General features: G+C 70.7%; 26 protein-coding genes and 1 pseudogene. 13 read left to right on the top strand and 14 right to left on the bottom strand.

Features of this window, described 5'->3' with window-relative positions:
- Positions 1 to 25 precede the first annotated feature (25 nt).
- The 5 genes from AB0M82_RS06275 to AB0M82_RS06255 all read left to right on the top strand — a co-directional run bounded on the left by AB0M82_RS06275 (position 26) and on the right by AB0M82_RS06255 (position 4,457).
- Positions 26 to 877 (top strand): alpha/beta hydrolase, encoded by an 852-nt coding sequence (locus AB0M82_RS06275; protein WP_364718168.1) that lies wholly within the window; start codon positions 26 to 28, stop codon positions 875 to 877.
- Between the two features lie 95 nt (positions 878 to 972).
- Positions 973 to 2,370 (top strand): hypothetical protein, encoded by a 1,398-nt coding sequence (locus AB0M82_RS06270; protein ID WP_364718166.1) that lies wholly within the window; start codon positions 973 to 975, stop codon positions 2,368 to 2,370.
- Complete coding sequence (locus AB0M82_RS06265; protein WP_364718165.1) at positions 2,367 to 2,759, top strand: FixH family protein; 393 nt, start codon at positions 2,367 to 2,369, stop codon at positions 2,757 to 2,759. Before AB0M82_RS06270 ends, AB0M82_RS06265 begins: the two co-directional genes overlap by 4 nt.
- 17 nt (positions 2,760 to 2,776) lie before the next feature.
- Entirely contained in the window at positions 2,777 to 3,919 is a 1,143-nt protein-coding gene (locus AB0M82_RS06260; protein ID WP_364718164.1) for a hypothetical protein, read from the top strand.
- Positions 3,912 to 4,457 carry a hypothetical protein gene (locus tag AB0M82_RS06255; RefSeq protein ID WP_364718163.1) on the top strand — a complete coding sequence of 182 codons (546 nt, stop codon included), beginning with the start codon at positions 3,912 to 3,914 and terminating at the stop codon, positions 4,455 to 4,457. The genes AB0M82_RS06260 and AB0M82_RS06255 overlap by 8 nt, the downstream gene beginning before the upstream one ends.
- A 170-nt stretch (positions 4,458 to 4,627) precedes the next feature.
- Here the strand turns inward: AB0M82_RS06255 and AB0M82_RS06250 are convergent, their stop codons facing one another.
- Positions 4,628 to 4,882: a DUF397 domain-containing protein gene (locus AB0M82_RS06250; protein ID WP_364718162.1), complete on the bottom strand. Its 255-nt coding sequence runs from the start codon at positions 4,880 to 4,882 to the stop codon at positions 4,628 to 4,630.
- A 367-nt stretch (positions 4,883 to 5,249) separates the two neighbouring features.
- Here AB0M82_RS06250 and AB0M82_RS06245 point away from each other — a divergent pair, with 367 nt between their 5' ends.
- Positions 5,250 to 5,504, top strand: a complete 255-nt coding sequence (locus AB0M82_RS06245) for a hypothetical protein (RefSeq protein ID WP_364718160.1) — start codon at positions 5,250 to 5,252, stop codon at positions 5,502 to 5,504.
- A gap of 73 nt (positions 5,505 to 5,577) precedes the next feature.
- Here AB0M82_RS06245 and AB0M82_RS06240 read toward each other — a convergent pair whose 3' ends face one another.
- The 4 genes and pseudogenes from AB0M82_RS06240 to AB0M82_RS06225 form a co-directional block, all read right to left on the bottom strand.
- The gene (locus tag AB0M82_RS06240; RefSeq protein ID WP_364718159.1) at positions 5,578 to 6,183 is read right to left on the bottom strand and encodes a class I SAM-dependent methyltransferase; all 606 of its coding nucleotides are present in this window, start codon (positions 6,181 to 6,183) and stop codon (positions 5,578 to 5,580) included.
- Complete coding sequence (locus tag AB0M82_RS06235) at positions 6,180 to 6,965, bottom strand: SAM-dependent methyltransferase (RefSeq protein WP_364718508.1); 786 nt, start codon at positions 6,963 to 6,965, stop codon at positions 6,180 to 6,182. Before AB0M82_RS06235 ends, AB0M82_RS06240 begins: the two co-directional genes overlap by 4 nt.
- A 40-nt stretch (positions 6,966 to 7,005) precedes the next feature.
- Positions 7,006 to 7,855, bottom strand: a pseudogene (locus tag AB0M82_RS06230) (SAM-dependent methyltransferase); the annotation flags it as partial.
- A gap of 90 nt (positions 7,856 to 7,945) precedes the next feature.
- Complete coding sequence (locus AB0M82_RS06225) at positions 7,946 to 8,809, bottom strand: helix-turn-helix transcriptional regulator (protein WP_086860877.1); 864 nt, start codon at positions 8,807 to 8,809, stop codon at positions 7,946 to 7,948.
- Between the two features lie 234 nt (positions 8,810 to 9,043).
- On the opposite strand from AB0M82_RS06225, the gene AB0M82_RS06220 reads away from it, so the two are divergent.
- Both AB0M82_RS06220 and gndA read left to right on the top strand, forming a co-directional pair.
- Complete coding sequence (locus AB0M82_RS06220; protein ID WP_364718158.1) at positions 9,044 to 9,964, top strand: MBL fold metallo-hydrolase; 921 nt, start codon at positions 9,044 to 9,046, stop codon at positions 9,962 to 9,964.
- A gap of 86 nt (positions 9,965 to 10,050) precedes the next feature.
- A complete protein-coding gene (gene gndA / locus AB0M82_RS06215) occupies positions 10,051 to 11,490 on the top strand; it encodes an NADP-dependent phosphogluconate dehydrogenase (RefSeq protein ID WP_364718157.1) in 1,440 nt (479 codons plus the stop codon).
- A gap of 155 nt (positions 11,491 to 11,645) precedes the next feature.
- On the opposite strand, the gene AB0M82_RS06210 is transcribed toward gndA, so the two are convergent.
- The 4 genes from AB0M82_RS06210 to AB0M82_RS06195 are packed head-to-tail and all read right to left on the bottom strand — an operon-like array spanning position 11,646 to position 15,664.
- Positions 11,646 to 12,383: a Clp protease N-terminal domain-containing protein gene (locus AB0M82_RS06210; RefSeq protein ID WP_364718156.1), complete on the bottom strand. Its 738-nt coding sequence runs from the start codon at positions 12,381 to 12,383 to the stop codon at positions 11,646 to 11,648.
- A 50-nt stretch (positions 12,384 to 12,433) separates the two neighbouring features.
- Complete coding sequence (locus AB0M82_RS06205; protein WP_364718155.1) at positions 12,434 to 13,609, bottom strand: 4-hydroxybenzoate 3-monooxygenase; 1,176 nt, start codon at positions 13,607 to 13,609, stop codon at positions 12,434 to 12,436.
- Entirely contained in the window at positions 13,606 to 14,820 is a 1,215-nt protein-coding gene (locus AB0M82_RS06200) for an FAD-dependent oxidoreductase (RefSeq protein WP_364718154.1), read from the bottom strand. Before AB0M82_RS06200 ends, AB0M82_RS06205 begins: the two co-directional genes overlap by 4 nt.
- A gap of 52 nt (positions 14,821 to 14,872) precedes the next feature.
- Positions 14,873 to 15,664 (bottom strand): IclR family transcriptional regulator, encoded by a 792-nt coding sequence (locus AB0M82_RS06195; protein WP_364718153.1) that lies wholly within the window; start codon positions 15,662 to 15,664, stop codon positions 14,873 to 14,875.
- Positions 15,665 to 15,780: 116 nt separating this feature from the next.
- Between AB0M82_RS06195 and AB0M82_RS06190 the strand changes: the two genes are divergently transcribed.
- Positions 15,781 to 16,245 (top strand): hypothetical protein, encoded by a 465-nt coding sequence (locus AB0M82_RS06190; RefSeq protein WP_364718152.1) that lies wholly within the window; start codon positions 15,781 to 15,783, stop codon positions 16,243 to 16,245.
- 40 nt (positions 16,246 to 16,285) lie between these two features.
- On the opposite strand, the gene AB0M82_RS06185 is transcribed toward AB0M82_RS06190, so the two are convergent.
- Both AB0M82_RS06185 and AB0M82_RS06180 read right to left on the bottom strand, forming a co-directional pair.
- Positions 16,286 to 16,603 carry an NIPSNAP family protein gene (locus tag AB0M82_RS06185; RefSeq protein WP_364718151.1) on the bottom strand — a complete coding sequence of 106 codons (318 nt, stop codon included), beginning with the start codon at positions 16,601 to 16,603 and terminating at the stop codon, positions 16,286 to 16,288.
- Positions 16,603 to 17,727, bottom strand: a complete 1,125-nt coding sequence (locus AB0M82_RS06180; RefSeq protein WP_364718506.1) for a 5-methyltetrahydropteroyltriglutamate--homocysteine S-methyltransferase — start codon at positions 17,725 to 17,727, stop codon at positions 16,603 to 16,605. The genes AB0M82_RS06185 and AB0M82_RS06180 overlap by 1 nt, the downstream gene beginning before the upstream one ends.
- Positions 17,728 to 17,861: 134 nt before the next feature.
- On the opposite strand from AB0M82_RS06180, the gene AB0M82_RS06175 reads away from it, so the two are divergent.
- Positions 17,862 to 19,193: a nucleobase:cation symporter-2 family protein gene (locus AB0M82_RS06175; RefSeq protein WP_364718150.1), complete on the top strand. Its 1,332-nt coding sequence runs from the start codon at positions 17,862 to 17,864 to the stop codon at positions 19,191 to 19,193.
- Here the strand turns inward: AB0M82_RS06175 and AB0M82_RS06170 are convergent.
- Entirely contained in the window at positions 19,180 to 19,719 is a 540-nt protein-coding gene (locus AB0M82_RS06170) for a TetR/AcrR family transcriptional regulator C-terminal ligand-binding domain-containing protein (RefSeq protein ID WP_364718149.1), read from the bottom strand. The genes AB0M82_RS06175 and AB0M82_RS06170 overlap by 14 nt on opposite strands.
- An 88-nt stretch (positions 19,720 to 19,807) precedes the next feature.
- On the opposite strand from AB0M82_RS06170, the gene AB0M82_RS06165 reads away from it, so the two are divergent.
- The gene (locus AB0M82_RS06165) at positions 19,808 to 20,248 is read left to right on the top strand and encodes a pyridoxamine 5'-phosphate oxidase family protein (RefSeq protein WP_364718147.1); all 441 of its coding nucleotides are present in this window, start codon (positions 19,808 to 19,810) and stop codon (positions 20,246 to 20,248) included.
- Between the two features lie 8 nt (positions 20,249 to 20,256).
- Here the strand turns inward: AB0M82_RS06165 and AB0M82_RS06160 are convergent, their stop codons facing one another.
- Positions 20,257 to 20,784: a hypothetical protein gene (locus AB0M82_RS06160; protein ID WP_364718146.1), complete on the bottom strand. Its 528-nt coding sequence runs from the start codon at positions 20,782 to 20,784 to the stop codon at positions 20,257 to 20,259.
- Between the two features lie 169 nt (positions 20,785 to 20,953).
- On the opposite strand from AB0M82_RS06160, the gene AB0M82_RS06155 reads away from it, so the two are divergent.
- Both AB0M82_RS06155 and AB0M82_RS06150 read left to right on the top strand, forming a co-directional pair.
- On the top strand, positions 20,954 to 21,703 hold the full coding sequence (locus AB0M82_RS06155) for a rhomboid-like protein (RefSeq protein WP_364718144.1): 750 nt from the start codon (positions 20,954 to 20,956) through the stop codon (positions 21,701 to 21,703).
- A 40-nt stretch (positions 21,704 to 21,743) separates the two neighbouring features.
- Positions 21,744 to 24,110 (top strand): EAL domain-containing protein, encoded by a 2,367-nt coding sequence (locus AB0M82_RS06150; RefSeq protein WP_364718142.1) that lies wholly within the window; start codon positions 21,744 to 21,746, stop codon positions 24,108 to 24,110.
- Here the strand turns inward: AB0M82_RS06150 and AB0M82_RS06145 are convergent.
- Positions 24,104 to 24,907: an arylamine N-acetyltransferase gene (locus AB0M82_RS06145; RefSeq protein ID WP_364718140.1), complete on the bottom strand. Its 804-nt coding sequence runs from the start codon at positions 24,905 to 24,907 to the stop codon at positions 24,104 to 24,106. The two genes, AB0M82_RS06150 and AB0M82_RS06145, sit on opposite strands and share 7 nt — an antisense overlap.
- Between the last annotated feature and the right edge of the window lie 22 nt (positions 24,908 to 24,929).

Raw genomic sequence — 24,929 nt, 5'->3', positions numbered from 1 at the left:
AGAAGGGACGCTACCGTCTAACCGTATGAACCGGTTAGAGAACACCGCCACGGTGAACGGGCTCCGGATGCATTACCTGCGCGTCGGAGACGGTCCACCCCTGTTCCTGCTGCACGGCTGGCCCCAGACTTCACACTGCTGGCACCAGGTCCTGGCACCCCTCGCCGAGACGCACACCGTGATCGCCCCCGACCTGCGCGGCTACGGCCGCACCGACAAACCGAAAACCGGCTTCGACAAGCGCACGATGGCCGCCGACGTCGCCGCGCTGGCCGAGCACCTCGGGTTTCCGAGAACCGCCGTCGCCGGGCACGACCGCGGCGGCCGCGTCGCGCACCGCTGGGCCCTCGACCGCCCGGACCAGGTCGACCGCCTCGCCGTGCTCGACATCGTGCCGACCCGCGCGATGTGGCAGCGGCTCGACGTCATCGCGAAGCCCTCCTGGCACTGGCTCTTCCACCTGCAGCCCGACCTGCCGGAACTGCTGGCCGGCCAGAACATCGCCGGCTACCTCGGCTACTTCTTCGAACGCTGGACCTACCAGCGCCACCGCCTCGACGCGGCCGCCGTCGCCGAGTACGTCCGCGCCTTCTCCCAGCCCGGCGCGCTGCGGGCCGGCTTCGACGACTACCGCGCCTCCTTCCCGGACGACGCCGAACTCGACGACGCCGACTTCGCCGCCGGAAAGCGCGTCACGCAGCCGCTTCTCGCGCTGTGGGGCGCGGACGGCCTGGTCGCCCAGCTGCCGGCCCTGGAGATCTGGCAGGAGTACGCCAACGACGTCACGGGCGGAGCCCTCGCCGAATGCGGCCACTTCCTGGCCGAGGAGCAGCCGGACGAAGTCGTCTCCCACCTGCGGAAATTCCTGAACCCCTGAGACCACCGGGGCCGCCGGTCCCCCGAACTGGGGACCGGAGTTCCCTCGCCGCCGTGACGCCCGCCACCGGCCACCGTCGCTAGGTTCGGACCACGATGGGGACCAAATCAAGCGCCGCGTTGCTGATGCTGCTGACCGTGCTCGGAATCGCGCTCGACGGCGGGATCGCGCACGCCGACGGCGCACCGAGCGGCGCCGACATCCAGATCGCGCAGACACTCGGCGCGCGCGAACTGACCGTGATCATCCGCCGGGTCGACGTCACGCCGTCGCCGTTGCGGGTCGACGTCGTGACGCACCAGGGCACCGCGCCCGGCACGCTCCACCTGACCGCGGCGGCCGACGGCGTCGTGACGTCGCGGGGCGACGTCGTGCTCGGCGCCGAACCGGGCGTGTACCCGGGAAATCTCCAAGTCGGCAAGCCGGGGCCGTGGGAGCTTTCGCTGACCGACGGCACCGGGGTCACCGCGACCATCCCGTTCATCGTCCCGGCGCGGGTCGTCCCGCCATGGGAGAAGGCGACCTACGGCGGGTTCGTCGCCGCGGGCGCCTTCCTGCTCGTCGCCCTGGTCGTGGGCGTGCGAGCCAAGCGGACCGCGTTCGCGCTGATCCCGGCGGGCGGCGCGGTCGCCGCGATCGCCGTCGCGGTCACCGGCGCCCTGCTGTCGGCCGGCACTCCCCCGCCGCCCGCGCCCGGCAGCCAGCTCGATCCGACGTTCGACAACGTCACCGACCCGTACGCCAACGCGCAGCTGTCCACAGTGGATTACTCGCGGCCGCCGGTGAACCTGGCGGCGCACACGACGCCCGGCGGCTTGCGGCTCAGCCTCACCGACGGCGCCACCGGCCGCCCGGTCGACGACCTGCTCATCCACGACAACGCCCTCGTGCACCTGGTGCTGGTCTCACCGTCGGGGCGGATGAGCCACCTGCACCCGGTGCGCGTCGGCCCCGGCGACTACCGCGTGAGCCTCGCCGATCCGGAAGCGGGCACGTACGCCGTCGCCGCGGAACTCGTCCGGCGCGGCGGCGGGGTCCAGCTCGTCCGATCCACTGTGGACGTGACCGGCACCGCCGCCCCCGCGCCCGAGCCGGCGGGCGCCGGACCGCGGACGGTCGACGGCACCCCGGTGGACCTCTCCATCAGCGAGGGGACGCCGACCACCATCACCGCGCACTTCCGGACCCAGGACCTCCAGCCGTGGCTGGGCATGCTCGGCCACCTCATCATCGCCGGGCCGATCACCGGGCAACCGGGCGCGGCCGCCGCGAAGGCGCCCACGTGGGCGCACGTCCACGCCATGATCCCGCCCGTCGCCGGCCAGATCGGCCGCCCCGACGAGACCGTCGCCGCGTACGGCCCGGACGTCAGCTTCACCTACACCTTCGCCGCGCCCGGCCGGTACCGGATCTGGCTGCAGGCCGAACGCGGCTACCGCGTGCTCACCATCCCCGCCGTGGTGGACGTCCCGACGACAGGAGCCGGACGATGAAACGCCCGACGCTGCTCATCGTCGTGGTCGCGCTGGTCGTCGCGGCCGTCGCCACCTGGCTGCTCTGGCCGGGCGGCAGCGCGAAACCCACCGCGCAGCAAGCGGTTTCCGGGCCGTACACCGTCCAGTTCTCCGCGGACCAGCCACGCATCGGCGCCAACACGTTCACCGTGGCCGTCACCGGGCCCGCGCCCGACGCCGTCACGGTCGCGCCGGTCATGGCGCAGATGGGGCACGCGTTCCCGGCCGTGCCCGCCGGGCCGGACGGGCCCGGCCGCTTCCGCGCCGCGGACGTCGGACTGCCGATGGCCGGGCAGTGGGAGATCACCGTCTCGCTGCGCGGACCCGGTGGGCCCGCCCAAGTCGTCTTTCCCGTGTTGGTCAAGTAAGAAGGAGGGTCGGGGGAATGGATCTCACCGCATCCGGCGTCCGTGTGACGCCGGTGGCGAAACAGGCACGAGCGGGGTTGCTGCCGGCGAACGTCGTGCTCGGCGGGTCGCTGCTCTCACTGGTCGGGCTCACCTGGGACATCCAGTGGCACAGCGACGTCGGGCCGGACACGTTCTTCACGCTGCCGCACCTGTTCCTGTACGCGGGCAGCGCGGTCGTCGGGCTGGCGAGCCTCGCCGTCGTGCTGCTGACGACGGCGGCGCGGCGCGCGGGGCGGCCGGTCGACCCGCGGATCGGCGGGCGCGTGGTCAACGTCTTCGGCCGGACCTTCGCGGCGCCGCTGGGCTACCTCGTCTCCGGCGTCGGCGCGGCGACGTTCCTGCTGTACGGGCTGTGGGACCAGTGGTGGCACGGGCTCTACGGCTTCGACGCGGTGATCGACTCGCCGCCGCACATCGGGCTGCTGCTGTCGATCACGGTGTCGCTGATCGGCACGACCGCGGTGTTCGCCGCGGCGCGGGAGCACCGCTGGGGCCGGCTCGGCACGCTGGCGTCGCTGACCGTGTTGCTCACCTTCGGGCCGGTGCTGGCACTGGGGCTGCAACAGGTGCCGGACGACTACGCCGACGCCGTCTCCATCGGAACGTCGATGATGGCGGTGCTGCTGGTCGCGGTCGGCGCGGGGTTCCTCCGCCGTCCCGGCGGCGCGGTCGGCACGGCGGCGATGGTCGCGGTCGTGCAGGCGGTTTTCTGGTGGTTCTCGCCGTGGGCCGCGAAGGCGTACGCGGACATGGTCGACCTGCCGCTGCGGGACGCGACCTCCGGCGTACCCGAAATGCCGTCGCTGACGCCGATGGCGTTGCTGCCGGTGGCCGCGCTGATGGAGCTGGTGTACCTCGCCGGCCGCCGGCGCGGGTGGCGCGTCGGCCGGGTGTCCGTGCTCGCCGGCGGGATCGCCGGGCTGCTGATCGGCCTGAGCCTGCCGGTCCAGCGCTTCCTGCTCTACACCGGCGCGCACCTGCCGCCGGCCTGGTACCTGACGACGACCGCCGTGCTCAGCGCGGCGCTGGGGCTGCTCGGCGGGTTCGCCGGGTGGCGGTTCGGCGGGATGCTCTGCCTGCTGGCACCCGCGAAGAAGGGGGAAACCGCTGATGCGTAACACACTCTTGGCCTTGGCCGCCGTGGCCGGGCTGCTGTTCGCCACCGCGGCGCCGGCGAACGCGTACGAGCCGGTGAACATCGTGCACACCGAACGCGTGCAGGCCGGGCCCTACGGGCTGACGGTCGGGTTCAGCACCTGGCCGCTGAAAGCCACGCAGTCGCTGGACTTCACCTTCATCCCCGACGGCGGGATCGGGGACAAGTCCGGCACGCTCACGATGGTCAACCCGGAGGGCGGGAAGAACCGGACGCAGCGGCTCGTCCGGCACCCGCGCAAACGCGAGGTGTGGGGTCTCGACGTCCGCTCGATGCCGCGGCCGGGCGAATGGACGTTCCGCTTCACCCTCGACGGCCCGGCGGGGGCCGGCACCGGCGAGCTGCGCGCACTGCCGGTGCTGGAACAGCCGGGGCCGCCGATGGGCGTGAGCTGGGCGATCAGCACCCTGCCGTTGATCGGGCTCGTGGCGCTGGTCGTGGTGGCCTGGCGCCGGACCCGAAGCCGGTTGCGGGGCGGTGAGCTTCCGGCAATCGGGTGAGATTCCCGCTCAATAGCCGGCCACGCGTATCCGCGTCGTCGCGAAGGCCTCCTTCACCAGAGAAGACGGGGAAGGAGGCCTTCACCATTTTTCTCGGACACAGCGGGACACAGCTTCGGATCACCGCCGGATACGGACGCGTGATCATGATCACCCGCGCGGGGCGGACCTCAGGCCGGCAGGTCGAACTGCCCGGCCTTGACGGCGACCAGGAACGCTTCCCACTCGGCGGTGTCGAACACGAAGACCGGGCTGGTCGCGAGCTTGGTGTCCCGGACACCGATCAAGCCCTCGCGGCCCAGGTTGACCTCGACACAGCTCCCGCCGTTGGGCTCGCTGGCGAACGACTTCTCCCAGGCGGCCTCTTCGAACAGGGACACGGCCTTGTTCGGATCGTAATCCGCGAACGACGGATAATCCGCCATGGGTCGTACCTCCGAGGATCGATGGGGGGCGCGGCCGTGACCTGGTCGAAACTGCCCGCCCCCGGCTACTCAGTGTCTCAATGGAGTACCCCACAGGGCCAAGCGGGTGATCAACTAGGTCCGGCCTCGACATGAAGATTATTCCAGGAGTAGGATTAATCGCATCGGTCGGGGCGCTGGCGTCGGTGAATGACTGCCTGCTCGCGACGGACGGTCATCTACGCAGGCCGAGCGCCGAAACCGAACCAATCCAAGCCGTCGCAGGACCTCATGGGGGAGGATCAGCGTGATCGTCGAGGACAGTGCGCCCCCGGGCGTGCAGCTCGCGGGCCCCCGGGCACCGCGACGAGAGCTGGGGGTGTAGACGATGGCCGTCCGGGTGAACTCGCTCTTCCGCCGCGAGGAGGAAGAACACCGTGGCCGCCGGGGAATCGGGAACGAACTGCGGAACCGCTTCGGCTTCAGCCTGATCCAGGCGCCACTGCGCAAGACCACGACGTGGGCGACGGACCAGGACCTCCCGATGCGGCGCCACTCCGACGGCGTCCGCACGACCCGCCCCATGGAGGCCACGATCGACCTGGCTCCGCTGCTGCGCGGCCGCATCGGTTCGCGCGCCTGAAACCCTGAACTGCCGTACCACCACAAAGAGCCCCGGTTCCCTGATGGGATCGGGGCTCTCGCGCGCGCCGGGACTACGGTTTCCGCAACAGCAGCCGTCCCTGGCGGAAACTCCGCTCCCCTTCCGTGGGTTCGCGGTAGATCCGGCCCACTTCGACGAGCCCCGCTTCGAAAGCCAGTGACGCCAGCTCGTCCAGCGGCCAGCAGTAGGCCGTCGTCACCTTGTGGTCGAACTCGACCAGCGGGCCGCCTCCGGATTCGAAGCACCCCAACAGAACGTGACCACCCGGCGCCAACGTCCGGGTGAATTCGGCGAAGTAGCCCCGCATCTCCGACGGAGGCGTGTGGATCACCGAGTACCACGACAGGATCCCGGCGAGCGACGCGTCGGGCAGGTCGAGCGCGGCCATGGAGCCGACCTCGAACCGCAGCCCCGGTTCGGCCGCCCGCGCCAGCTCGATCATCGCCGGGGACACGTCGACACCGAACACGTCGAGGCCCAGATCGCGCAGGTGCGCCGTGAGGTGCCCGGGGCCGCAGCCGAGGTCGGCGACCGGGCCGCGGCCGCGCACGGAATCCGCGAACGCCGCCCAGGCGGCGCGGTCCAGCGGGTCGCCGTCCCAGATGTCGCGAACGAACTCCTGGTACTGGACGGCGACCGCGTCGTAAGCCGCCGTCACGGCTTACGGCCGAGGCCGCAGACGTGGCCGACGAACGCCGGGTCGTTCGCGACCTTCCGCGTGGCCTTGGACTCGATCTCCTCCGGGTGCCACTCCGGCAGGTACACGATGCCGGGCTCCACCATTTCCAGGCCTTCGAAGAAGGTCGCGAACTCCGCCCGGCTGCGCAGGTGGAGCGGGGTGCTCGACCTGTTGTACTGCTTCATGATCGACTCGCGGCTCTCGGAGTCGGCCATCCCCTCCATGCCGTCGCTCGTCAGGTGCGAGGACAGGAAGTACGAGCCGGAAGGCAGCAGCGACAGGTACTGCTGAATGGTCTGGGCCACCGGCTCGTCCGGGCCGAGGAAGTACAGGACGCCCACCATGATCAGGCCGATCGGGCGGTTCTGGTCGAAGACGCCGGTGTCGAGCGCGCGTTTCCAGATGTCGGCCGGGTCGCGCAGGTCGCCGTGCAGCACCGCGTGCCGGTCGGCGACGCCCTCCTTCTCCAGCAGGATCTGCGAGTGCGCCACCGCGACCGGCTCGTTGTCGACGTACACGCACCGCGCGTTCGGGTTCACCTCCGCCGCGACCTCGTGGACGTTCCCGACCGTCGGAACGCCCGAACCCAGATCGAGGAACTGGTCGACGCCGTTGCGCGCCAGGTACCGGACGCCGCGGCCGAGGAAGTCGCGGCCGACCCGGGCGACCGTCTTGATCATCGGGAAGGTCTTGACCGCCTGCTCGCCGAACTGCCGGTCGATGGCCCAGTTGGCGTCGCCGCCGAGGAACCAGTCGTAGATGCGGGCCGCGTTCGGCCGCTCGAGGTCGACGCCTTCGGGGGCTTCGGGATCCTGCGTCGTCATGCGTTCCGTCCTCCAGGCTTGCGGCCGACACCGCCGACCACGCTCGCGAGGGGGACCGTGGCGGCGCCGGGCTCGGGACGCCACTGTCCCACAGGCACGATTCCCGGCTCGACCACGTCGAAGTTACCGAAGAACGCGGCGATCTCTTCGAGCGACCGGGAAACCGCGGGCGAGTTCGTCCGCGCGGACAGCTCGACCAGCCGCCGGATCTGCGCCAGCTCGTCACCTTCGACGCCGGATTCGGTCGCGTGCGAGAGCACGAACGCCGATCCCGGCGCCAGGAGCGTCCGGTAGTCGCGGATGGCTTCGCGCACACCGGTGACGTCCGGCAGGAAGTGCAGCACCGCCACGGTGAGCAGGCAGATCGGCCGGTCGGGGTCGAACACGCCGGTGGCCAGCGCGGCTTCCCAGACCTCCGCGGCGTTACGGAGGTCGGCGTACAGCACGGCGTGGCGCTCGGGATCGCCCTCCTCTTCGAGCAGGATCCGCCCGTGCGCGACGGCCACCGGCTCGTTGTCGACGTAGACACACCGGCTGTCGTCGGCGTGGTCGTCGGCCACCTCGTGGACATTGCCCGCCGTCGGGATGCCGGAACCGAGGTCGAGGAACTGGGTGATGCCCTGTGCCAGGCAGTACCGCACGGCCCGGCCGAGGAAGTCCCGGTTGCCCCGCGCCAGGGTTTTCACCAGCGGGAAGGCTTGCACCGCCTGCCGGCCGAACTGCCGGTCGACCGCCCAGTTCGCGGTGCCGCCGAGCGCCCAGTCGTAGATCCTCGCCACGTTCGGCCGGTCGAGATCGACGGCGTCCGGGAGGAAATCGGGGTCCACGATGTCCACTTCCGGTGGTGGATTAGAGCGCAACTCGGCCACTCTACCGAAAGTTGTTCACCAGCCGGACGCTTCGCGCGGCCATTCGCCCTATTGGATCTGCTGCATCTGGGCGCGATAACCCTCCGCGAGCTCCTTGAGGAACTGCCGGGTCTCCTGGCGCTCCAGCGCGGCTCCGCGCAGCCTGTCCCACGAGTCGACGAAGATGTTGAAGTCCTTGACGTCGTCGAGGTACAGCCCGCCGGCGGAGTGCTCGATGTAGACGAAGTCCCGCGTGCGGTCGGGGAACCGCATGATCGTGAAGTCGTTGGGCACCGCGGCCAGCCGCGCGCCGAACGGCAGGACGTGCACGTAGACCCGCGGGTGCTTCTCGAGGGAGAGCAGGTGCTCGACCTGGTCCAGCATCACCGCGGGCGCGTATCCACCGGGCGCCCGGCGCAGCGCGCCTTCGCTGATGATGAACCGGTAGTACGGCGGCTGCTGCTGCTCGAACACCGCCTTGCGATCGAGCCGGTTGCGCACCAGCGACGTCACGTCGGTCGCGCCCGCCTCGGTGAACTGCTTGAGCATGTAGTGCTCGGACTGCAGCGGGCCCGGGATGCGCTCGCCGTGCCAGGTGAGGATCTCCGCGGCCGCGGGTTCCAGATCGGTGAAGGTGCGGAACCAGTGCGGCACCACCGAGCGGTAGCCCGACCAGTGGCCACGCTGCCCAGCGGCGGCCCGCGCCAGGTTCATCAGCGTGTCGGCTTCTTCGCCGTTGATCCCGAACGCGTTCAGCATCGATCGCACATCCCCGAGCTTCACCCCGACGGCACCGGACTCGATCTTGTTGACCTTGCCCTGGGTGCAGCCGAGGACCTCGGCGACCTGCTGCTGTGTCATCCGCGCCGCGGTGCGGGCATGCCGGAGCTCGTTCCCGAGCTGCTTCCGGCGCGAGGTGACGGTGCTGGCCATCGCCCTGCTCTCCCGGACCACTACCAAGCGACGGCGGCCAGCGGCCGCCGTCGCACGCGAACTATCGAACCCACCCAGGTTAGTGCTTCACCTTGCGGATCTCGATGATGACACCGCGCAGCGTTCCAGGAAACGGCGCAGAATGCCAGTCACCTGCCTTGTCACTCGCCTGGACCAGCGAAATTCCGAATTTTTCCGCCAACCGGCGGAGCCCGGCTCGGGCATAGTGGGCGCGTGCCCGATCGTTCGCCCGCCGCGGCCTCCGTCACCTCGCTCGCCGACCAGGCCCACGGCTACGTCCAGCCCGACGGCTCCTGGTACATCAACAACTGCGGGTTCGTCGACGCGGGCGACCACACCGTGCTGATCGACACGTGCTCGACCGAGCGCCGCACGCGGGCGCTGCTCGCGGCCGTCGAAGCGACCACCGGCAGCCCGGTGACGACGCTGGTGAACACCCACCACCACGGCGACCACACCAACGGCAACTACCTCGTCGACGGCGCGGCCGTGGTCGGGCACCGCAAGACCCGCGAGCTGATGGTCGCCGAAGGCATCCAGACGTTCGAGGGCATCTTCGTCGGCAGCGACTGGGGCGAGCTGCGGTCGCGGCCGCCCGAGGTCGTGTTCGACGACCGGCTGACCGTGCACGCCGGCGACGTCACCCTCGAGCTGATCCACCCCGGCCACGCCGCGCACACCACCAACGACGTCCTGGTCTGGCTGCCCGAGCAGCGCGTGCTGTACGCCGGTGACCTGGTGTTCAACGGCGGCAGCCCGTTCGCGCTGATGGGCTCGGTGGCCGGCTGGCGGAAGGCGCTCGACGTCGTCCGGGAGCTGGAGCCGGCGGTGATCCTGCCCGGGCACGGGCCGGCCTGCGGGCCGGACGTCGTCGACACGGTGGACGCGTACCTGGCGTTCCTCCAGAAGACGGCCGAACGCGGCAAGGCCGCCGGGCTGTCGCCGCTGGAGCTCGCCAAGGAGACGGACCTCGGCGCGTTCGCGTCGCTGAGCGAGCAGGAGCGGCTGCCGGGCAACCTGCACCGGGCGTATGCCGAGCTGGACGGCGCCGAGTGGGGCGCGCGGATCGACCTGGTGGCGGCGATCACGGACATGCTCGCGTTCAACAAGGGCCCGATCCGCTGCTTCTCCTGAACTGAGCGGGCCGCCGCTCCGTGGCCTCCGTTGAGCGCACGATCGGACTAGGGTCTGAATCGAGAGAGTCTTTCGGAAGGACGCGGATGAGCAAGAAGGCGAGCATCGGGGTCACCGGCCTGGCGGTCATGGGCCGCAACCTGGCCCGCAACCTGGCCCGGCACGGGCACACGGTGGCCCTGCACAACCGGTCCGAGGAGCGGACCCGCGCGTTGGTGGAGCAGTTCGGCGACGAGGGCGACTTCATCCCCGCGTACTCCGCGCAGGCGTTCGTCGACGCGCTGGAGCGGCCACGGCAGGTCGTGATCATGGTCAAGGCGGGCGGCCCGACGGACGCCGTCATCGACGAGTTCGCGCCGCTGCTCGAAGAGGGCGACGTGATCATCGACGCCGGCAACGCGCACTTCGCCGACACGCGCCGTCGCGAGAAGGCGTTGCGCGAGCGCGGGCTGCACTTCGTCGGCAGCGGTGTCTCCGGCGGCGAGGAGGGCGCACTGCACGGGCCGAGCATCATGCCCGGCGGCTCGAAGGAGTCGTACGAGTCGCTCGGCCCGCTGTTCGAGGACATCTCGGCGAAGGTCGACGGCGAACCGTGCTGCACGCACGTCGGCGCGGACGGCGCCGGGCACTTCGTGAAGATGGTGCACAACGGCATCGAGTACGCCGACATGCAGCTGATCGCGGAGTCGTTCGACCTGCTGCGGCACGCGGGCGGCTACTCCCCCGCCGAGATCGCGGACGTCTTCCGCACGTGGAACACCGGGCGGCTGGACTCCTACCTGATCGAGATCACCGCCGACGTCCTGGCGCACGTCGACAAGACGTCCGGCAAGCCCTTCGTCGACGTCGTCGAGGACGCCGCCGAGCAGAAGGGCACCGGCCGCTGGACCGTGCAGATCGGTCTCGACCTGGGCGTCCCGATCTCGGGCATCGCCGAAGCCGTCTTCGCGCGTTCGCTGTCCGGGTCGACGTCGCTGCGCGCGGCGGCTCGCGGCCTCGGCGGTCCCTCGCGGACGCCGCTGTCCGGCTCGGAACTGGAGCGCTTCGCCGACGACGTCGAGCAAGCGCTGTACGCGTCGAAGGTCGTCGCGTACGCGCAGGGCTTCAACCAGATCCAGGCCGGCGCGACCGAGTACGGCTGGGACATCGACCTCGGCAAGGTCGCCTCGATCTGGCGCGGCGGCTGCATCATCCGCGCGAAGTTCCTCAACGACATCACCGCGGCCTACGCCGACGAGCCTTCGCTGCCGACGTTGCTGACGTCGGGCGGCTTCCGCAAGGCGGTCGAGGACGCGCAGGACTCGTGGCGCTCGGTGATCTCGACGGCGGTCCGCCTCGGCATCCCCACGCCGGGCTTCTCGACGGCGCTGGCGTACTACGACGGCCTCCGCGCCGACCGCCTGCCGGCGGCGCTGGTCCAGGGCCAGCGCGACTTCTTCGGCGCCCACACCTACCGCCGCGTCGACCGCGAAGGCTCGTTCCACACGGCCTGGGCCGCTGAGGGCCGCCCGGAAGCCTCCGCCTGAGTTCAAAGCCGTGAATGTCGCATTGAGGGACTTCAAGTCTCTCAATGCGACATTCACGGCTTTTGGCGGTCGCAAGCGGGAGGACCCCCTGGTCCCACCCGGTCAGAGCAACGTCACCAGGACGACCGCGAGGATCGCGGCCAGCAGAAGGAGTCTCACCGGCCCCGGACGGCGAGGATCTCCGCCAGCGCCTCCAGGATCTTCGCCTCGGCCTTGTTCTTCTTGACGCCCAGGCCGTCGAGCACCTCGAACCCGGCGCCCTCGCCCTGCTCCAGCAGCGCCAGGAGCATGTGCTCGGTGCCGATGTAGTTGTGCCCGAGCCGCAGCCCCTCGCGCATGGTCAGTTCCAGGGTCTTCTTGGCGGCGCCGGAGAACGGCACCGGGTTCGGCGCGGGCACGACCGCCTCCGGCAGCCGAGCCTCGGCGGCTTCGCGGACGGCGTCGAGCTGCACACCCTGGGCCAGGATCGCCCCGGCGGCCAGCGCCGCGGGTTCGGTGAGCAGGCCCAGCACGATGTGCACGGTGTCGATGTGCGGGCTGCCGTGGTCGAGCGCCGCTTTCTGCGCCTCCATGACGACGTGTCGCGCGCGGTCGGTGTAGCGGCCGTAGAGGCGTTCGATGTTGCCGCCCGGGTCGCCGCCGGGGTCGACCTTCGGCACGAACCGCTTCTGGGCGGCCTGTTTCGTGACGCCCATGCTGGCGCCGATCTCGGTCCAGGACGCCCCGGACCGCCGGGCCTGGTCGACGAAGTGGCCGATCAGGTGGTCGGCCACTTCGCCGAGGTGCTGGCCCACGTAGACCGCGTCGGTCAGCTGAGCCAGGGCGTCCTTGTCGTTGTTGCTCTTGATGGCGCTGATGAGGTCGTCGAGTCTGACGGGGTTGGGTAGGGTCATGACGTCAACTGTAGGTTGACGATTCAGTGTCGTCAACCATGGGTTGACGATCAAGCGAACGGCAGCCCCACGTAGTTCTCGGCCAGACTGGTCGCCGCCGCCCGCGACGACGTCGTGTAGCGCAATTGCGACAGCTGCAACTGCCGGGCGAAGCCGTCCGAGTGCGGGTCAATGTGCAGCATCGTCGTCATGAACCACGAGAAGTGCTCCGCCCGCCACACCCGGCGCAAGCAGGTGTCCGAGTAAGCCGAAGCGAGCGACTCGTCGCCGCGCAGCAACGCTTCCAGCGCCCGCGACAGCACCCGGACGTCGGCGATCGCCAGGTTCATGCCCTTGGCGCCGGTCGGCGGCACGATGTGCGCCGCGTCGCCCGCCAGGAACAGCCGGCCGTGGCGGAGCGGTTCCGCGACGAAGCTGCGCATCGGCGTGATGCCCTTGTCGAGGATCGGGCCTTCGCGAAGGGTGAAGTCCCCCTCGACTTCGAGCCGCGCGGTCAGCTCGGCCCAGATCCGGTCGTCGGACCAGGCTTCGAGAGACTCCGCGGGGTCGACCTGGAGGTAGAGCCGCGTGATCTCCGGCGTCCGCATGCTGTGCAGCGCGAACCCGCGTTCGTGGTGGGTGTAGATCAGCTCGTGGTGCGACGGCGGCGTCCGCGCCAGCACCCCCAGCCATGCGAACGGGTATTCACGCTCGTACACCGTGAGTGCACTGTCCGGAATGGACGGACGCGAGATGCCGTGGAAGCCGTCGCAGCCCGCCACGGCGTCGCATTCCAGAACCTGTGCGACACCTTCGCCGTCACGGTAACGCACTCGCGGGCGATCCGTGTCCACATCGGACAGAGCAACGTCCGAGACTTCGAAGGCGATCGGGTAACCGCGGGCTTCGTGCACGTCGATGAGGTCCTTGACGATCTCCTGCTGCCCGTAGACGGTGATCGCCCGGCCGGTCAGCTCGGTGAGCGCGATCCGGTGGTCGGCGCGGTCGAACCGCAGCGACAGGCCTTCGTGCGGCATGCCCTCCGCGGCCAGCCGCTCGCCGAGCCCCAACGACGTCAGCAGCTCGACAGTCGGCTGCTCGCACACACCGGCCCGCACGCGCTGCCGGACGTACTCGCGGTCGCGCGCTTCCAGGACCACACAGTCGATCCCGGCGGAGTGCAGCAGGAACGACAGCAGCAGCCCGGCCGGGCCGGCCCCGATCACCGCGACCTGGGTGCGCATCACGCCGCTCGCGACTTGAGGTGCGCCCTGAGGTCGAAGGCGCTCGCTTCGAGGTCGGCGTACGCGGGCTTCGGATCCGCGGTGAACAGGCGCCGCGCGGCGATGTGGTCCGCCGGCCGGTTCACCGACTCGACGGCGATGAGGACGTCGTCGCGGAACGACAGCACGGAGAACTTGCCCGCGGCCGGGTCGCCCGCGACCACCGTCCGATCGGCACCCGCGAGGATCCCGGCGATCTGCAGCTTCGCGCCCGCCTGGTCGGTCCAGAACCACGGCAGGCTGTCGTACGGCTCCCCTGCGCCGGTGATCGCCGCGGCCACGCAGCGGGCCTGGTCGACGGCGTTCTGCACCGACTCCAGCCGGATCGCCGCGTCCGCCCACAGACAGGGGAAGTTCGCGCAGTCGCCGATGGCGAAGACCTTCGGGTCCGCCGTGCGCAGTTGCGCGTCGACGACCACGCCGTTGTTCACCGGAAGGCCGGCTTTCTCGGCGAGCGCCGTCTCGGGCACCACGCCGACGGCGATCACGACCAGGTCGGCGGGCAGCCGGGTACCGTCGGACAGCTCGACCTCGCGGACGCGCTCGTCGCCGTGCAGGGCGGTGACGCCCTGACCGAGCAGCACCGTGTGCCCGGCGTCGCGGTGCAGCCGGGCGAAGTAGGCGGAGATCTCCGGCGTCGCGACGCGGTTGAGCAGCCGGTCCTGGGCTTCGACGATCGTCACCGGGCGGCCGGCGTGCGCGGCGAACTCCAGTCCGATGAACCCGCCGCCGACCACGACGACGTCCCCCGCCTCTTCGAGCGAGGCGCGGAGCCGGTCGGCGTCGTCGCGGGTGCGCAGGGTCAGCACGCCCGGCAGGTCCGCGCCGGGCACGGGCAGCGTCCGGTTGCGGGCGCCGGTGGCCAGCACGAGGTGGTCGTAGTCCAGTTCCCGGCCGTCTTCGAGCCGCACCTTCGACGCCCCGCGGTCGATCGACTCGACGCGGGCTTCGACCAGCTCGATGTCGTTTTCGGCGAAGAAGTCCGCATCGCGCAGGTGCAGTTGTTCGAGCCCGGCGGTCCCGGCCAGGTAGGCCTTCGACAGGGGCGGCCGCTGGTACGGCACGCCGGGCTCGTCCCCGGCCAGCACGACCTGGCCGTCGAAGCCCAGTACCCGCAGCGACGCCACGGCCTGGAACCCGCTCTGACCCGCCCCGACGACGAGAACCCTGGACATCCCTGCTCCTCACCATCCGGCAGACCCTCGTTCTCATCCGACCACAAGAGGCTCAAGCCGTCGAGGAATCGCCGGAGGACCGCAAGGCCCGCGGCGCGCCCAGCACCCGGGAAATGCCCCGAGCCGCGGCCCGCACCGCCGGGACCAGCGTCCGCGGGTCGGTTCCTTCCGCCGGGACGACCACCGAGATCGCCGCGACGACCTCGTCCGTGGCGTCGTGGACCGGCGCCGCCACGGACAGGGCGATCAGCTCGACCTGGCCGTCGCTGATCGCGTACCCGTCGCGGCGGACGTCCGCCAGCACCCGCCGCAGCCGCGCGGGCGAGCTGATCGTCTTCGGCGTGAACGTCTTCAGCGGGCCGGCCAGGACCTCCTCCTGGGCCTCGGCCGGCGCGTGCGCCAGCAGCACCTGGCCGACGCCGGTCGCGTGCGCGGGCAGCCGTCCGCCGACGCGCGTCAGGACGTTGACCGCGCCACGGCCGGAGATGCGCTCGACGAACACCACCTCCGGCCCGTCGAGCACCGCGAGCTGCACGTTCTGGTGCGTGGCCTCGTAGAGGTCCTCCAGGAACGGCATCGCGCTTTCCCGCAGCTCAGCACCGTGCGGCGCGAGCGACGCCACCTCCCACAGCCACAGCCCGACGCGGTACGCGCCCGTTTCGTCGCGCATGAGCGCGCCGCGCCGGGTGAGCTCGCCGGCCAGCCGGTGCGTGGTCGACAGCGGCAGCCCGACGCGGCGGCTGAGCTCCGACAGCGTCAGCCGCGGCCGCTCGGCCGTGAAGGCGCCCAGCAGGTCGAGGACCCGGTCCACGACCGACGGCGGCCGCGGCGCGCTGTGTCGCATGAGGCCAGTCTTCGCACCGGCCGGAAGAGCCGCAACCCGCGGCTAAACCCCTCGCCGCGGGGAGGCGTGTGGAGGGGTGCCGCCTCGCCCGAGACGGCACAACGAGGGGAAATCGAATGAAAACCTGGGCAAGACTGGGCGTGGTCGTGGCCACCGTGCTGAGCGCGGTGGCGGTTTCCGTGCCGGCGGCTTCGGCCGCGGTCAACCCGTACACCCCGGAAGAGGCCTGCGCCAACGACTTCGGCGGCACGTGGTCCAAGGCAAGAGACGGCCACCGCGACGTGAAGTCCGGCTCGACCAAGTGGGGCGACGTCTGGCTGATGTACAACTCGTCGCACGCCAACTGCGTCGCCACCATCAAGTCGGTCGACGTCGGCACGCCGACCTACACCCGGGCTTGGCTGCTGATCGAGGGCAATACGGTCTGGAACCTGAACGCCGGCTCGTTCAAGTACTACGCAGCGGTCAAGGCGACGGCGAACAACCACTGCGTCCAGTACGCGGGCGACATCTACCGCACGGCGACCCCGACCAGCGCCATGGCACAGGGTGCCCGCTACGCCTGGGGCAACTGCACGTGACCCGGCGGTCGCCCCGGGGTGCACCCCGGGGCGACCCACCTCAGAGGTCGTCGTCCGGCAGCAGCGGGCGCATGAACGACCGCCGGTACCGCACCACGCAGCCGCTCTCCTCGCGGATCTTGTCGGCTTCGATGAAGTCCGGGTCGACGCCGAACAGCGTCCGGTAGCGCTCGTACGCGGCGAGGCTCTCGAAGCTGAACAGCGCCCGGGCTTCGTCGCTCGCGCCCTCCGCCGGCAGGAAGTAGCCGTGGTGGACGCCGCCTTCGCGCTGCACCAGCCGCATCCACGCGGCGGCGAAGCGTTCGAAGTCGGGGAGCTTCGCGGGGTCGATGACGTAGTCGACGACGCAGGTGATCATCAGTGGCCACCCCAGACGCGGTCGGCGGTGGCCACGATCAGCTCGAGCTTCCGCAGCTGGTCGTCCGGGGTCAGGTCGTTGCCCTCCTCGGTCGAGGAGAACCCGCACTGCGGCGAAAGGCAGAGCCGGTCGACGTCGACGTACCGCGAAGCCTCCTCGATCCGCCGCACGAGGACGTCCGGGTCCTCCAGCTCCGGCCGCTTGGTCGTGACCAGGCCGAGCACCACCTTCTTGTCCTTCGGCACGAACCGCAGCGGCTCGAAGCCGCCGGAGCGTTCGTCGTCGTACTCCAGGAAGAAGCCGTCGACGGCGAGTTCGCCGAACAGCGCCTCCGCGACGAACTCGTAGCTGCCCTCCGCGGCCCACGACGACCGGAAGTTGCCGCGGCACAGGTGCGTCGTCACGGTCAGCCCGTCCGGCCGGCCTTCGAGGGCCGCGTTCATCGTCGCGATGTTGCGCAGGTGCTGCGTGTCCGGATCGCCGCCCATCCGCGCGACGAGCTCCCGCTGCGCCGGGTCGTTGAGGTAGGCGAGGCTGGTGTCGTCGAGCTGCAGGTACCGGCAGCCGAGGTCGGCCATCGCGCTGACCTGCGCCTGGTACGCGGCGCTCAGGTCGGCGAAGAACTCCTCGAGGTCGGGGTAGACGCTCTCGCTGACCGCCGCCCGGCCGCCGCGGTAGTAGACCATGCTCGGCGAGGGGATGGTCAGCTTCGGCGTCACGCCGGGGTCCACATGGGACTGCAGGAACCGGAAGTGGTCGGCGAAGATCGGCTCGTCGAGCCGCACCTTGCCGTCGACCTGCAGCCCCGGCGGGCTGAACTCGAGATCGCCTGCCAGGTTGTGGAACTTGACGTGCAGCCGCTGGTCGCTCTTCGAGATCCCGCCGAGCGCGTAGATGAAGTCCATGTGCCACGAAGCGCGCCGGAATTCGCCGTCGGTCGCCGAACTCAGCCCGGCCGCCTTCTGCATCTTGATCACGTCGCGGATCGCGTCGTCCTCGACCGCGCGGAGGTGCTCCGCGCCGATCTCGCCGTTCTCGTGCCGCCGTCGCGCGTCGCGCAGCACCGGAGGCCGCAGCAGGCTCCCGACGTGATCGGCGCGAAACGGGGGGCCCACCTGGGAAATACCGCCCGAAGTCATGCACCGATGGTCACACATCCGCGGCCGTTCCGCCGCCCCCGGAAACGAGATCATCATGCCGCCGACTTGCTACCGTCATCGGCGCCGCGTTGGCTGTGGCGGGAAAAAGGGGGCTGTTGATGACGAAACCCGTGGTCCACCCGGTCGACGCGGGCCTGCCCGCGGGCAGGCTGACACTCCTCGGCCTGCAGCACATGTCGATCATGTACGCCGGTTCGGTCGCGGTGCCGCTGATCGTCGGCAGCGCGCTCAAGCTGGACCCGGCGACGATCGGGCTGCTGGTCAACGCCGACCTGCTGGTCGCAGGCATCGCGACGCTGATCCAGGCGGTCGGCATCGGGAAGATCCTCGGCATCCGGCTGCCGGTGGTGGCGGGCGCGACGTTCAGCGTCGTCAACCCGATGATCCTCATCGCCGGGCAGTACGGGCTGCCCGCGGTCTACGGCGCGATGCTCGCCTCCGGGGTGTTCGGGCTGCTGATCGCGAAGCCGTTCGCCAAGATGATCCGCTTCTTCCCGCCGCTGGTTTCCGGGACGCTGCTGCTGGTCATCGGCGTCTCGCTGGTCGGCCCCGGCGCGGCGATGATCGCCGGGCACGACCCCACGTCGCCGGACTACGCGGCGCCGTCGCACATCGCGCTGGCGTTCGGCGTGATCGCGCTGGTCGTGCTGTTCACGCGGGTGCTGCGCGGGTTCGCCAACCAGATCGGGCCGCTGCTCGCCCTCGTCATCGGCCTGGTCGCGGCGATCCCGATGGGCCTGGTCCACTGGGACGGCATCGGCGACGCGGGCTGGTTCGGCCTCGCGTCGCCGTTCCAGTTCGGCGCGCCGACGTTCCCGGTCGCCGCGGTGCTGTCGATGTGCGTCGTCATGCTCGTAACGTTCACCGAGTCCACGGCCGACCTGATCGCCGTCGGCGAGATCACCGGGCGGCCGCCGACGGACGCGGACCTCGCGCGCGGCCTGGCCACCGACGGGGTGTCGGCGGTGCTCGGCGGCGTGATGAACTCCTTCCCCGACACGGCGTTCGCGCAGAACGTCGGCCTGGTGCAGATGACCGGGGTGCGCAGCCGCTGGGTCGTCGCGGTGACCGGCGGGGTGCTGGCCCTGATGGGCCTGGTGCCGAAGATCGGCGCGTTCATCGCGGCGATCCCGGAGCCGGTGGTGGGCGGGGTCGCGGTGGTGATGTTCGCGATGGTCGCCGCGGTCGGCGTGCAGAACCTCAAGAAGGTCGAGTTCTCCGGCAACCACAACACTTTCGTCGTCGCGGTGGCCCTCGGGGTCGGGCTGCTCCCGGCGTTCGTGCCGGACTTCTTCACGCACTTCCCGGCCTGGCTGCAGACGATCGGCGGCAGCCCGATCACGGTCACCGCGTTCCTGGCGTTCGCGCTGAACCTGCTGTTCAACCACGTCGGCCGGCGCCGCGAGCCGGACCTGCTCAAAGCGCCGTGAGGAGCCGTTCGACGAGCCGGGCCCCGATGCCCGGCTCGACCGGGCGCCGGAAGAGCACGCGCAGGTAGAGCGGGGCCAGGACGAAGTCCAGCACCTCGTCGACCGAAGGCACCGGCTCGCCGCGCGCCGCGGCCGCGTCGAGCGTCCGCTGCAGGTCGTCACCGCGGGCCTTGAGGTATTCGATCGGCTCCTCGTCCGGGGCCATGGTCGCGACGAGCGCGCGGAGCAGCACCTGGCCGTGCCGGTCGCGCATCGACCGTTCGACGCCTTCGGCCCAGCCGGCCAGGTCGCCGCGCAGCGAGCCGGTGTCCGGGATCGGCGACGTCGTGCGCAGGCGCGTCACGGCGGCGTCGACCAGCAGGTGGTCGCGGCTGCCCCAGCGCCGGTAGATGCTGGTCGGGTTCACGCCCGCGTGCGCGGCGATCTTCGGGATCGCCGCGTCGATCTGCCCCGCGGCGAGCAGGTCCACGACGGCCTCGTGGACCGCGTCTCGGACGCGGGCGCTGCGGCCGCCGGGTCGGGTCATCCACTTATCCTAAAGCAAACACACTTGCCTTAACGAGCCCGGCGTGCGTAGCCTTAAGGCAAATCGAATTGCCTTAAGGAGCCCGGCCATGAAGATGACCAAGGAACAGCGCGAAGCGTTCCTCGCCGAACCGCACGTCGGCGTGCTCAGCGTCGCCGCCGAGCCTGGCCGCGCGCCGCTGACCACGCCGATCTGGTACCGCTACGAGCCGGGCGGCGACGTCCTCGTGATGACGTCACCGGGCCTGCGCAAGACCCGGCTGATCGAGGCGGCCGGCCGGTTCGCGCTGTGCGTCCAGCAGCAGGACGGCGTCTACAAGTACGTCTCGGTCGAGGGCCCGGTCGTCAAGACGTGGCCGATGACCAAAGCCGAGCGGCACGAAGTGGCGGCCCGCTACCTGCCACCGGGCGTGAGCGAGGCGTACACCGACGCGACCGACGAGAGCCACGGGAACAACATCGCGATCGTGATGCGCCCGGAACGCTGGAACACCTCGGACTTCAGCGACCTCGCGGAGCGGCTCGCCTGATCCGGCGGTCACCAGCAGATGATCAGGAAACACGAGGTCCGGGGCGGCGGTGGTGGCGGCGGTGGCGTCGGGGGCCGCGACGAGCCGCTGGACGGGGTCGTGGTCGTGGTGACCGACGCACTCGGGTCGCCGCTGGTCGGCGTGGTGGTCGGGGTCGAGGTCGCCTCGGTGCTGCTGTCCGGCCCCGAAGTGCGGCCCGGCACCTCGGTGACGGTGCCCCGGTGCTCGCCGTTCCCCGGGACGACGTCGCCGCCGGTGCCACCGCCGACGCCACCGTCGTTCGGCGAGTCGGTGGCCTGGTCCGCGCCGCCCAGACCGGTGGTGCGCTGCGGAAAGGGGAGGACGTGGATCTGGTCGACCGGGGACGCGTCCTGGCGCCCCTTGCCGCCCCATGCGACCAGCACGGCGGCGGTCCCGCAGCCGATGACGACGGCGAGCATCACCGCGACCACCCGCCACCGCGAGTTGGCCGGTGGCGGACGATCGCCCCAGCCCTCGCGGACGAGCAGCTCGGCGACCGATACCTCGTCGTTCACCCGGTCAGACCTCCCAGAGAGGCCTTTCGGCCCACATTGTGGCCGTATTATTACCGCACCTAGCACCCGAACGGGTGAGATCCAAGTAAAAACTCTCACCGGCTGCGAAACCTGACGGTGGGTGAGCGTCCACAGCGGTTTCACAGCTGAGTTTCGTGATACTCCCAGCATGACCGGCGAAGCTCGGACCATGCTGATGAGAGCCGGACGGCCGGTCGTCAAGCCCGCCGACGCGCGCTACCGCCGGCTGTCCGTCGCCCGGTTCGTCCCGAACCCGAAGACGACGCCCTTCACCTTCGGCTACCTGGTCCTCCTGCTGGGCACGACGCTGCTGCTCGAGTTCGCCGACCCGGCGGTGACCACCCGGCTGCTCCAGCTGTCCAGCACCGACGCCCACAACCTGTGGCGGCGGCCGCTGTCCTCGCTGCTGACCAGCGCGATATGGCTTTCGGACGAAGGCTGGCTCGCGTACGTCGTGATCTTCACGATCGCCGTCGCGCCGCTGGAACGCCGGTTCGGCGCCCGCCGCGCGGCGACGGTGTTCTTCTCCGGCCACGTGCTCGCCACGCTCGCCACCGAACTGCCGGTGATGGCCCTGATCAGCGCCCGCGTCCTGCCCAGCTCGGCCGGGCACTGGCTGGACGTCGGCGTCAGCTACGGCTTCTTCACCACGGCCGGCGCGCTGGCGTTCCTCCTGCGCGGCCGGCCGCGGCTGTGGGCGCTGGCCACGATGGAGGCCTTCATCGCGGTGATCTACGTCAGTGACGACCCGGCGAGCCTCGATTCGGTCGTCACGCTGCTCGGCCACGCGGTCGCGGCCCACTTCGGATGGCTGTTCTGGGGCCCGCGGCTGCCCGGCGCAACCGCTGCCCAGGGCCGGATTCAGTCGGATATACACGAACCGGAGTCGGTGGTGTAATCGACGGGCCCAACGCCGACTTCATGGGGGACGGACGCACATGGAGGCAGACGCCGCCGCCGCGAACGGGCCGGTCGCGCCTTCCTCCGCCGAGTTCGCCGAGCTGATCGAACTGAGCCCGGACGCGATCTGCGTCCACGAGAACGGCGTCGTCACGTACGCCAACCGCGCGGCCCTCGAGACCTTCGCCGCGCGCTCGGCGGCCGACGTGGTGGGCCGCCGGTTCACCGACTTCGTCGCCGAGGACTCGCGGACCGCCGTGGTGGAGAAGCTCGCGCGGCTGACCGGGCCGGGTGCGGCCACCGAGCCCGTCGAAGCGCTCATGTCCCGTTTGGACGGCAGCAAGTTCGCCGTGGAGACGGTGTCGGTGCGCCTCGGCGAGCGGCACGCGTACCAGGTCGTCATGCGGGACATCACGGCGAAGAAGGCGGCCGCGGACGCCCTCCGCTACCAGGCCGCGCTGGTGTCGCACGTCAGCGACGCCCTGATCGCGACCACCGGCGAAGGCGTCGTGACCAGCTGGAACCCCGCCGCCGAAGCGGTGTACGGCTGGACCGCGGCCGAAGCCGTCGGGCGACGCGCGAGCGAACTGGTCGGCGCACCGCTCGACCTGCCCGCCATCCGGCGCGGCGGTGGCGTCGCCGAGGCGGTGCACCGGCGCTGGGACGGCGCTCCCCTGGCCGTCCGCGTCTCGGCAGCCGAAATGAACGACGGCTACGTGCTCGTCTGCGCGGACGAAACCGCGCGACGCCGGGCCGAGCAGAACTACCGGACGGTCGTCGCGGCCCTGGACGAAGGCGTGCTGGTGACGGGCCCGACGGGCCTCATCGAAGCGGCGAACCCGGCGGCCTGCCGGATCCTCGGCTTCGCCGAGGCCGACCTGGTCGGCGTCCCGGGCCACACGCTGGTGCTGTTCACCGAATCCGGGCAGTGGATCCCGCCGGACGAGATGCCGTCGGTGCGGACGCGACGGACCGGGATCACGCACAACGGCCTTGTCGTGCGTGTGCGCCGCCCTGACGGCCGTGACGTCTGGGTGTCGCTGACGTCGCGGCTGCTCAACCCCGGCGACCCGTCGACGATGGCGGTGGTCACGTCGTTCACCGACATCACCGCGACCCGCGCGATCAGCGCGCGGCTGGCGCACGACGCCACCCACGACCCGCTCACCCGGCTGGCGAACCGGACCCTCGTGCTCGCCCGGCTCGACGCGGCCGAGCGGGGCGCGGTCACCGTGCTGTTCCTCGACCTGGACAAGTTCAAGGTCATCAACGACTCGCTCGGGCACTCGGTCGGCGACCAGGTGCTGCGGATCGTCGGCGAGCGCCTGCGCCGCAGCTCCGGCCGCGGCGACCTGGTCGGCCGGCTCGGCGGCGACGAATTCGTCGTCGTCACCGGGGAGGTCACCGAACCCGGCGAGGTCCGCGCGCTGGCCGAACACCTGCGGGCCACGCTGGTCGAGCCGATCGGCGTGCTCGGCAGGCAGCTGCACCTCGACGCCAGCATCGGCGTCGTGCTCGTCGGCGTCGCCGACCGCCGCAGCGCCGAGGACCTGTTGCGCGACGCGGACGTCGCGATGTACCAGGCGAAGACGCTCGGACGGGGCCGGCACCACTTCTTCGACGTCGGCCTGCGCGAGCGGGTGCAGCGGCGGCTGCGGATGGAGCAGGACCTGCGCGACGCGGTGCACGACGGTCAGCTCTGGCCGGCGTACCAGCCGGTCGTCGACCTGCGGACCGGTGAAATGGTCGCGGTCGAGGCGCTGCTGCGCTGGACGCACCCCCGGTACGGCGCGATCCCGCCCGTGGAGTTCATCCCGCTGGCCGAGGAGAGCGACCTGATCAACGTGATCGGCAAGGAGATGCTCCGCGCGACCACCCGCGAGCTCGCGGCGCGGCGCACGGGTCAGGGGTGGGACCTGACGCTGAAGGTCAACCTCTCCGCCCGCCAGCTCGACGACCCGCACCTGGTGCCCGCGGTCGAGGACGCGCTGGCGAGCACCGGGCTGCCCGCCGGCGCGCTGTGCCTGGAGGTCACCGAAAGCGCGTTGATGCGCGACCAGCAAGCGGCCTCGGAAGTGCTGGCGTCCCTGCGGTCGCTGGGGGTGCTGCTGGCGATCGACGACTTCGGCACCGGCTATTCGTCGCTCGCCCAGCTGCGCCGGCTGACGCTGGACGCGCTCAAGATCGACCGCTCGTTCATCACCGGGATCGCCGAGTCACGGGACGCGGAGGCGATCGTCACGAGCATCATCGCGATGGCCCACGCGGTGGACCTGACGGTGATCGCCGAAGGCGTCGAGTACGCGGAGCAGCTGGAGCTGCTCCGCGAGCTCGGCTGCGACCAGGCGCAGGGCTACCACCTCGGCCGGCCTGTGTCGGCGGCCGAACTGTTCGGCGCTCAGTAGGTTTTCCGGAGTTCGGCCAGTTCGTCCGCCGTCAGTTCGACACCGAGGTCCTTGAGGGTGGCGTCGAGCTCGTCGGGCGCGACGGTGGTGGTTTCGCTGCTGCCGTCGGGCTTTTCGACCGTGAGTTCGCGGCCGAGCAGCTTCCTGCTGACGCCCGGTTCGAGCGTCATGACCACCAGCCGTCCGGTGAACGGCGACTTCGGGTGCGTGGACGTGTAGTGGTGGTAGACCTCGTAGTCGATGCGGTGCATCTCGTCGAGCCGGAACTCGAGCAGGTCTTCCCAGCCGTCCCGGGTCTGTTTCCGCAGCGTCCACCAGCCGTCCTGGTGGTTCATCCGGTGCGGCCAGCCCGCTTGGTCGACTTCCGCGCCATCGACGAGCGGCATGGGGTCGAGAATCCCGGCGCCGAACCCGACATCGGCGAGGAACTGCGCGCCGTCGACCTCGACGACGAGCGTCATGTGCGTGTAGGGCCCGGGCCGCCGCGGCTGCACCCGCGCGGAAAGCCGGCGCACGGTGTAGCCGAGCCGCTCGAGAACGGCGGCGAAGAGGCCACTCTGTTCGTAGCAGTAACCGCCCCGCCGCCGCCCGACGAGCTTCGCGCTCACGACGTCGAGCGAAATCCCTTGGTGCTGCTCGAGAACGACGTCGACGTTCTCGAACGGGATGGCCCGGACGTGGGCCCGCATGAGGTCACGGAGCGCCTCAGCCGACGGCGGACGCCGCTGTCGCGCGATCCGCGCCAGGTAGGCGTCGAGGTCGATGGCGTCGGTTTCCCATTCCCCGGAAGTACTCATGGGCGCAGGATGCAACCTCGAC

The organism is Amycolatopsis sp. NPDC051128, assembly GCF_040682715.1.
Lineage (GTDB): Bacteria > Actinomycetota > Actinomycetes > Mycobacteriales > Pseudonocardiaceae > Amycolatopsis.
This window is presented reverse-complemented; position numbering and strand designations above follow the sequence as displayed.

Coding starts and splice junctions, on each gene's coding strand:
- AB0M82_RS06145 (WP_364718140.1), bottom strand. CDS start 24,907: ATGAGTACTTCCGGGGAATGGGAAACCGACGCCATCGACCTCGACGCC.
- AB0M82_RS06195 (WP_364718153.1), bottom strand. CDS start 15,664: ATGCGACACAGCGCGCCGCGGCCGCCGTCGGTCGTGGACCGGGTCCTC.
- gndA (WP_364718157.1), top strand. CDS start 10,051: ATGAGCAAGAAGGCGAGCATCGGGGTCACCGGCCTGGCGGTCATGGGC.
- AB0M82_RS06200 (WP_364718154.1), bottom strand. CDS start 14,820: ATGTCCAGGGTTCTCGTCGTCGGGGCGGGTCAGAGCGGGTTCCAGGCC.
- AB0M82_RS06245 (WP_364718160.1), top strand. CDS start 5,250: ATGGCCGTCCGGGTGAACTCGCTCTTCCGCCGCGAGGAGGAAGAACAC.
- AB0M82_RS06275 (WP_364718168.1), top strand. CDS start 26: ATGAACCGGTTAGAGAACACCGCCACGGTGAACGGGCTCCGGATGCAT.
- AB0M82_RS06165 (WP_364718147.1), top strand. CDS start 19,808: ATGAAGATGACCAAGGAACAGCGCGAAGCGTTCCTCGCCGAACCGCAC.
- AB0M82_RS06270 (WP_364718166.1), top strand. CDS start 973: ATGGGGACCAAATCAAGCGCCGCGTTGCTGATGCTGCTGACCGTGCTC.
- AB0M82_RS06175 (WP_364718150.1), top strand. CDS start 17,862: ATGACGAAACCCGTGGTCCACCCGGTCGACGCGGGCCTGCCCGCGGGC.
- AB0M82_RS06155 (WP_364718144.1), top strand. CDS start 20,954: ATGACCGGCGAAGCTCGGACCATGCTGATGAGAGCCGGACGGCCGGTC.
- AB0M82_RS06150 (WP_364718142.1), top strand. CDS start 21,744: ATGGAGGCAGACGCCGCCGCCGCGAACGGGCCGGTCGCGCCTTCCTCC.
- AB0M82_RS06250 (WP_364718162.1), bottom strand. CDS start 4,882: ATGGCGGATTATCCGTCGTTCGCGGATTACGATCCGAACAAGGCCGTG.
- AB0M82_RS06210 (WP_364718156.1), bottom strand. CDS start 12,383: ATGACCCTACCCAACCCCGTCAGACTCGACGACCTCATCAGCGCCATC.
- AB0M82_RS06260 (WP_364718164.1), top strand. CDS start 2,777: ATGGATCTCACCGCATCCGGCGTCCGTGTGACGCCGGTGGCGAAACAG.
- AB0M82_RS06265 (WP_364718165.1), top strand. CDS start 2,367: ATGAAACGCCCGACGCTGCTCATCGTCGTGGTCGCGCTGGTCGTCGCG.
- AB0M82_RS06185 (WP_364718151.1), bottom strand. CDS start 16,603: ATGATCACCTGCGTCGTCGACTACGTCATCGACCCCGCGAAGCTCCCC.
- AB0M82_RS06225 (WP_086860877.1), bottom strand. CDS start 8,809: ATGGCCAGCACCGTCACCTCGCGCCGGAAGCAGCTCGGGAACGAGCTC.
- AB0M82_RS06170 (WP_364718149.1), bottom strand. CDS start 19,719: ATGACCCGACCCGGCGGCCGCAGCGCCCGCGTCCGAGACGCGGTCCAC.
- AB0M82_RS06255 (WP_364718163.1), top strand. CDS start 3,912: ATGCGTAACACACTCTTGGCCTTGGCCGCCGTGGCCGGGCTGCTGTTC.
- AB0M82_RS06190 (WP_364718152.1), top strand. CDS start 15,781: ATGAAAACCTGGGCAAGACTGGGCGTGGTCGTGGCCACCGTGCTGAGC.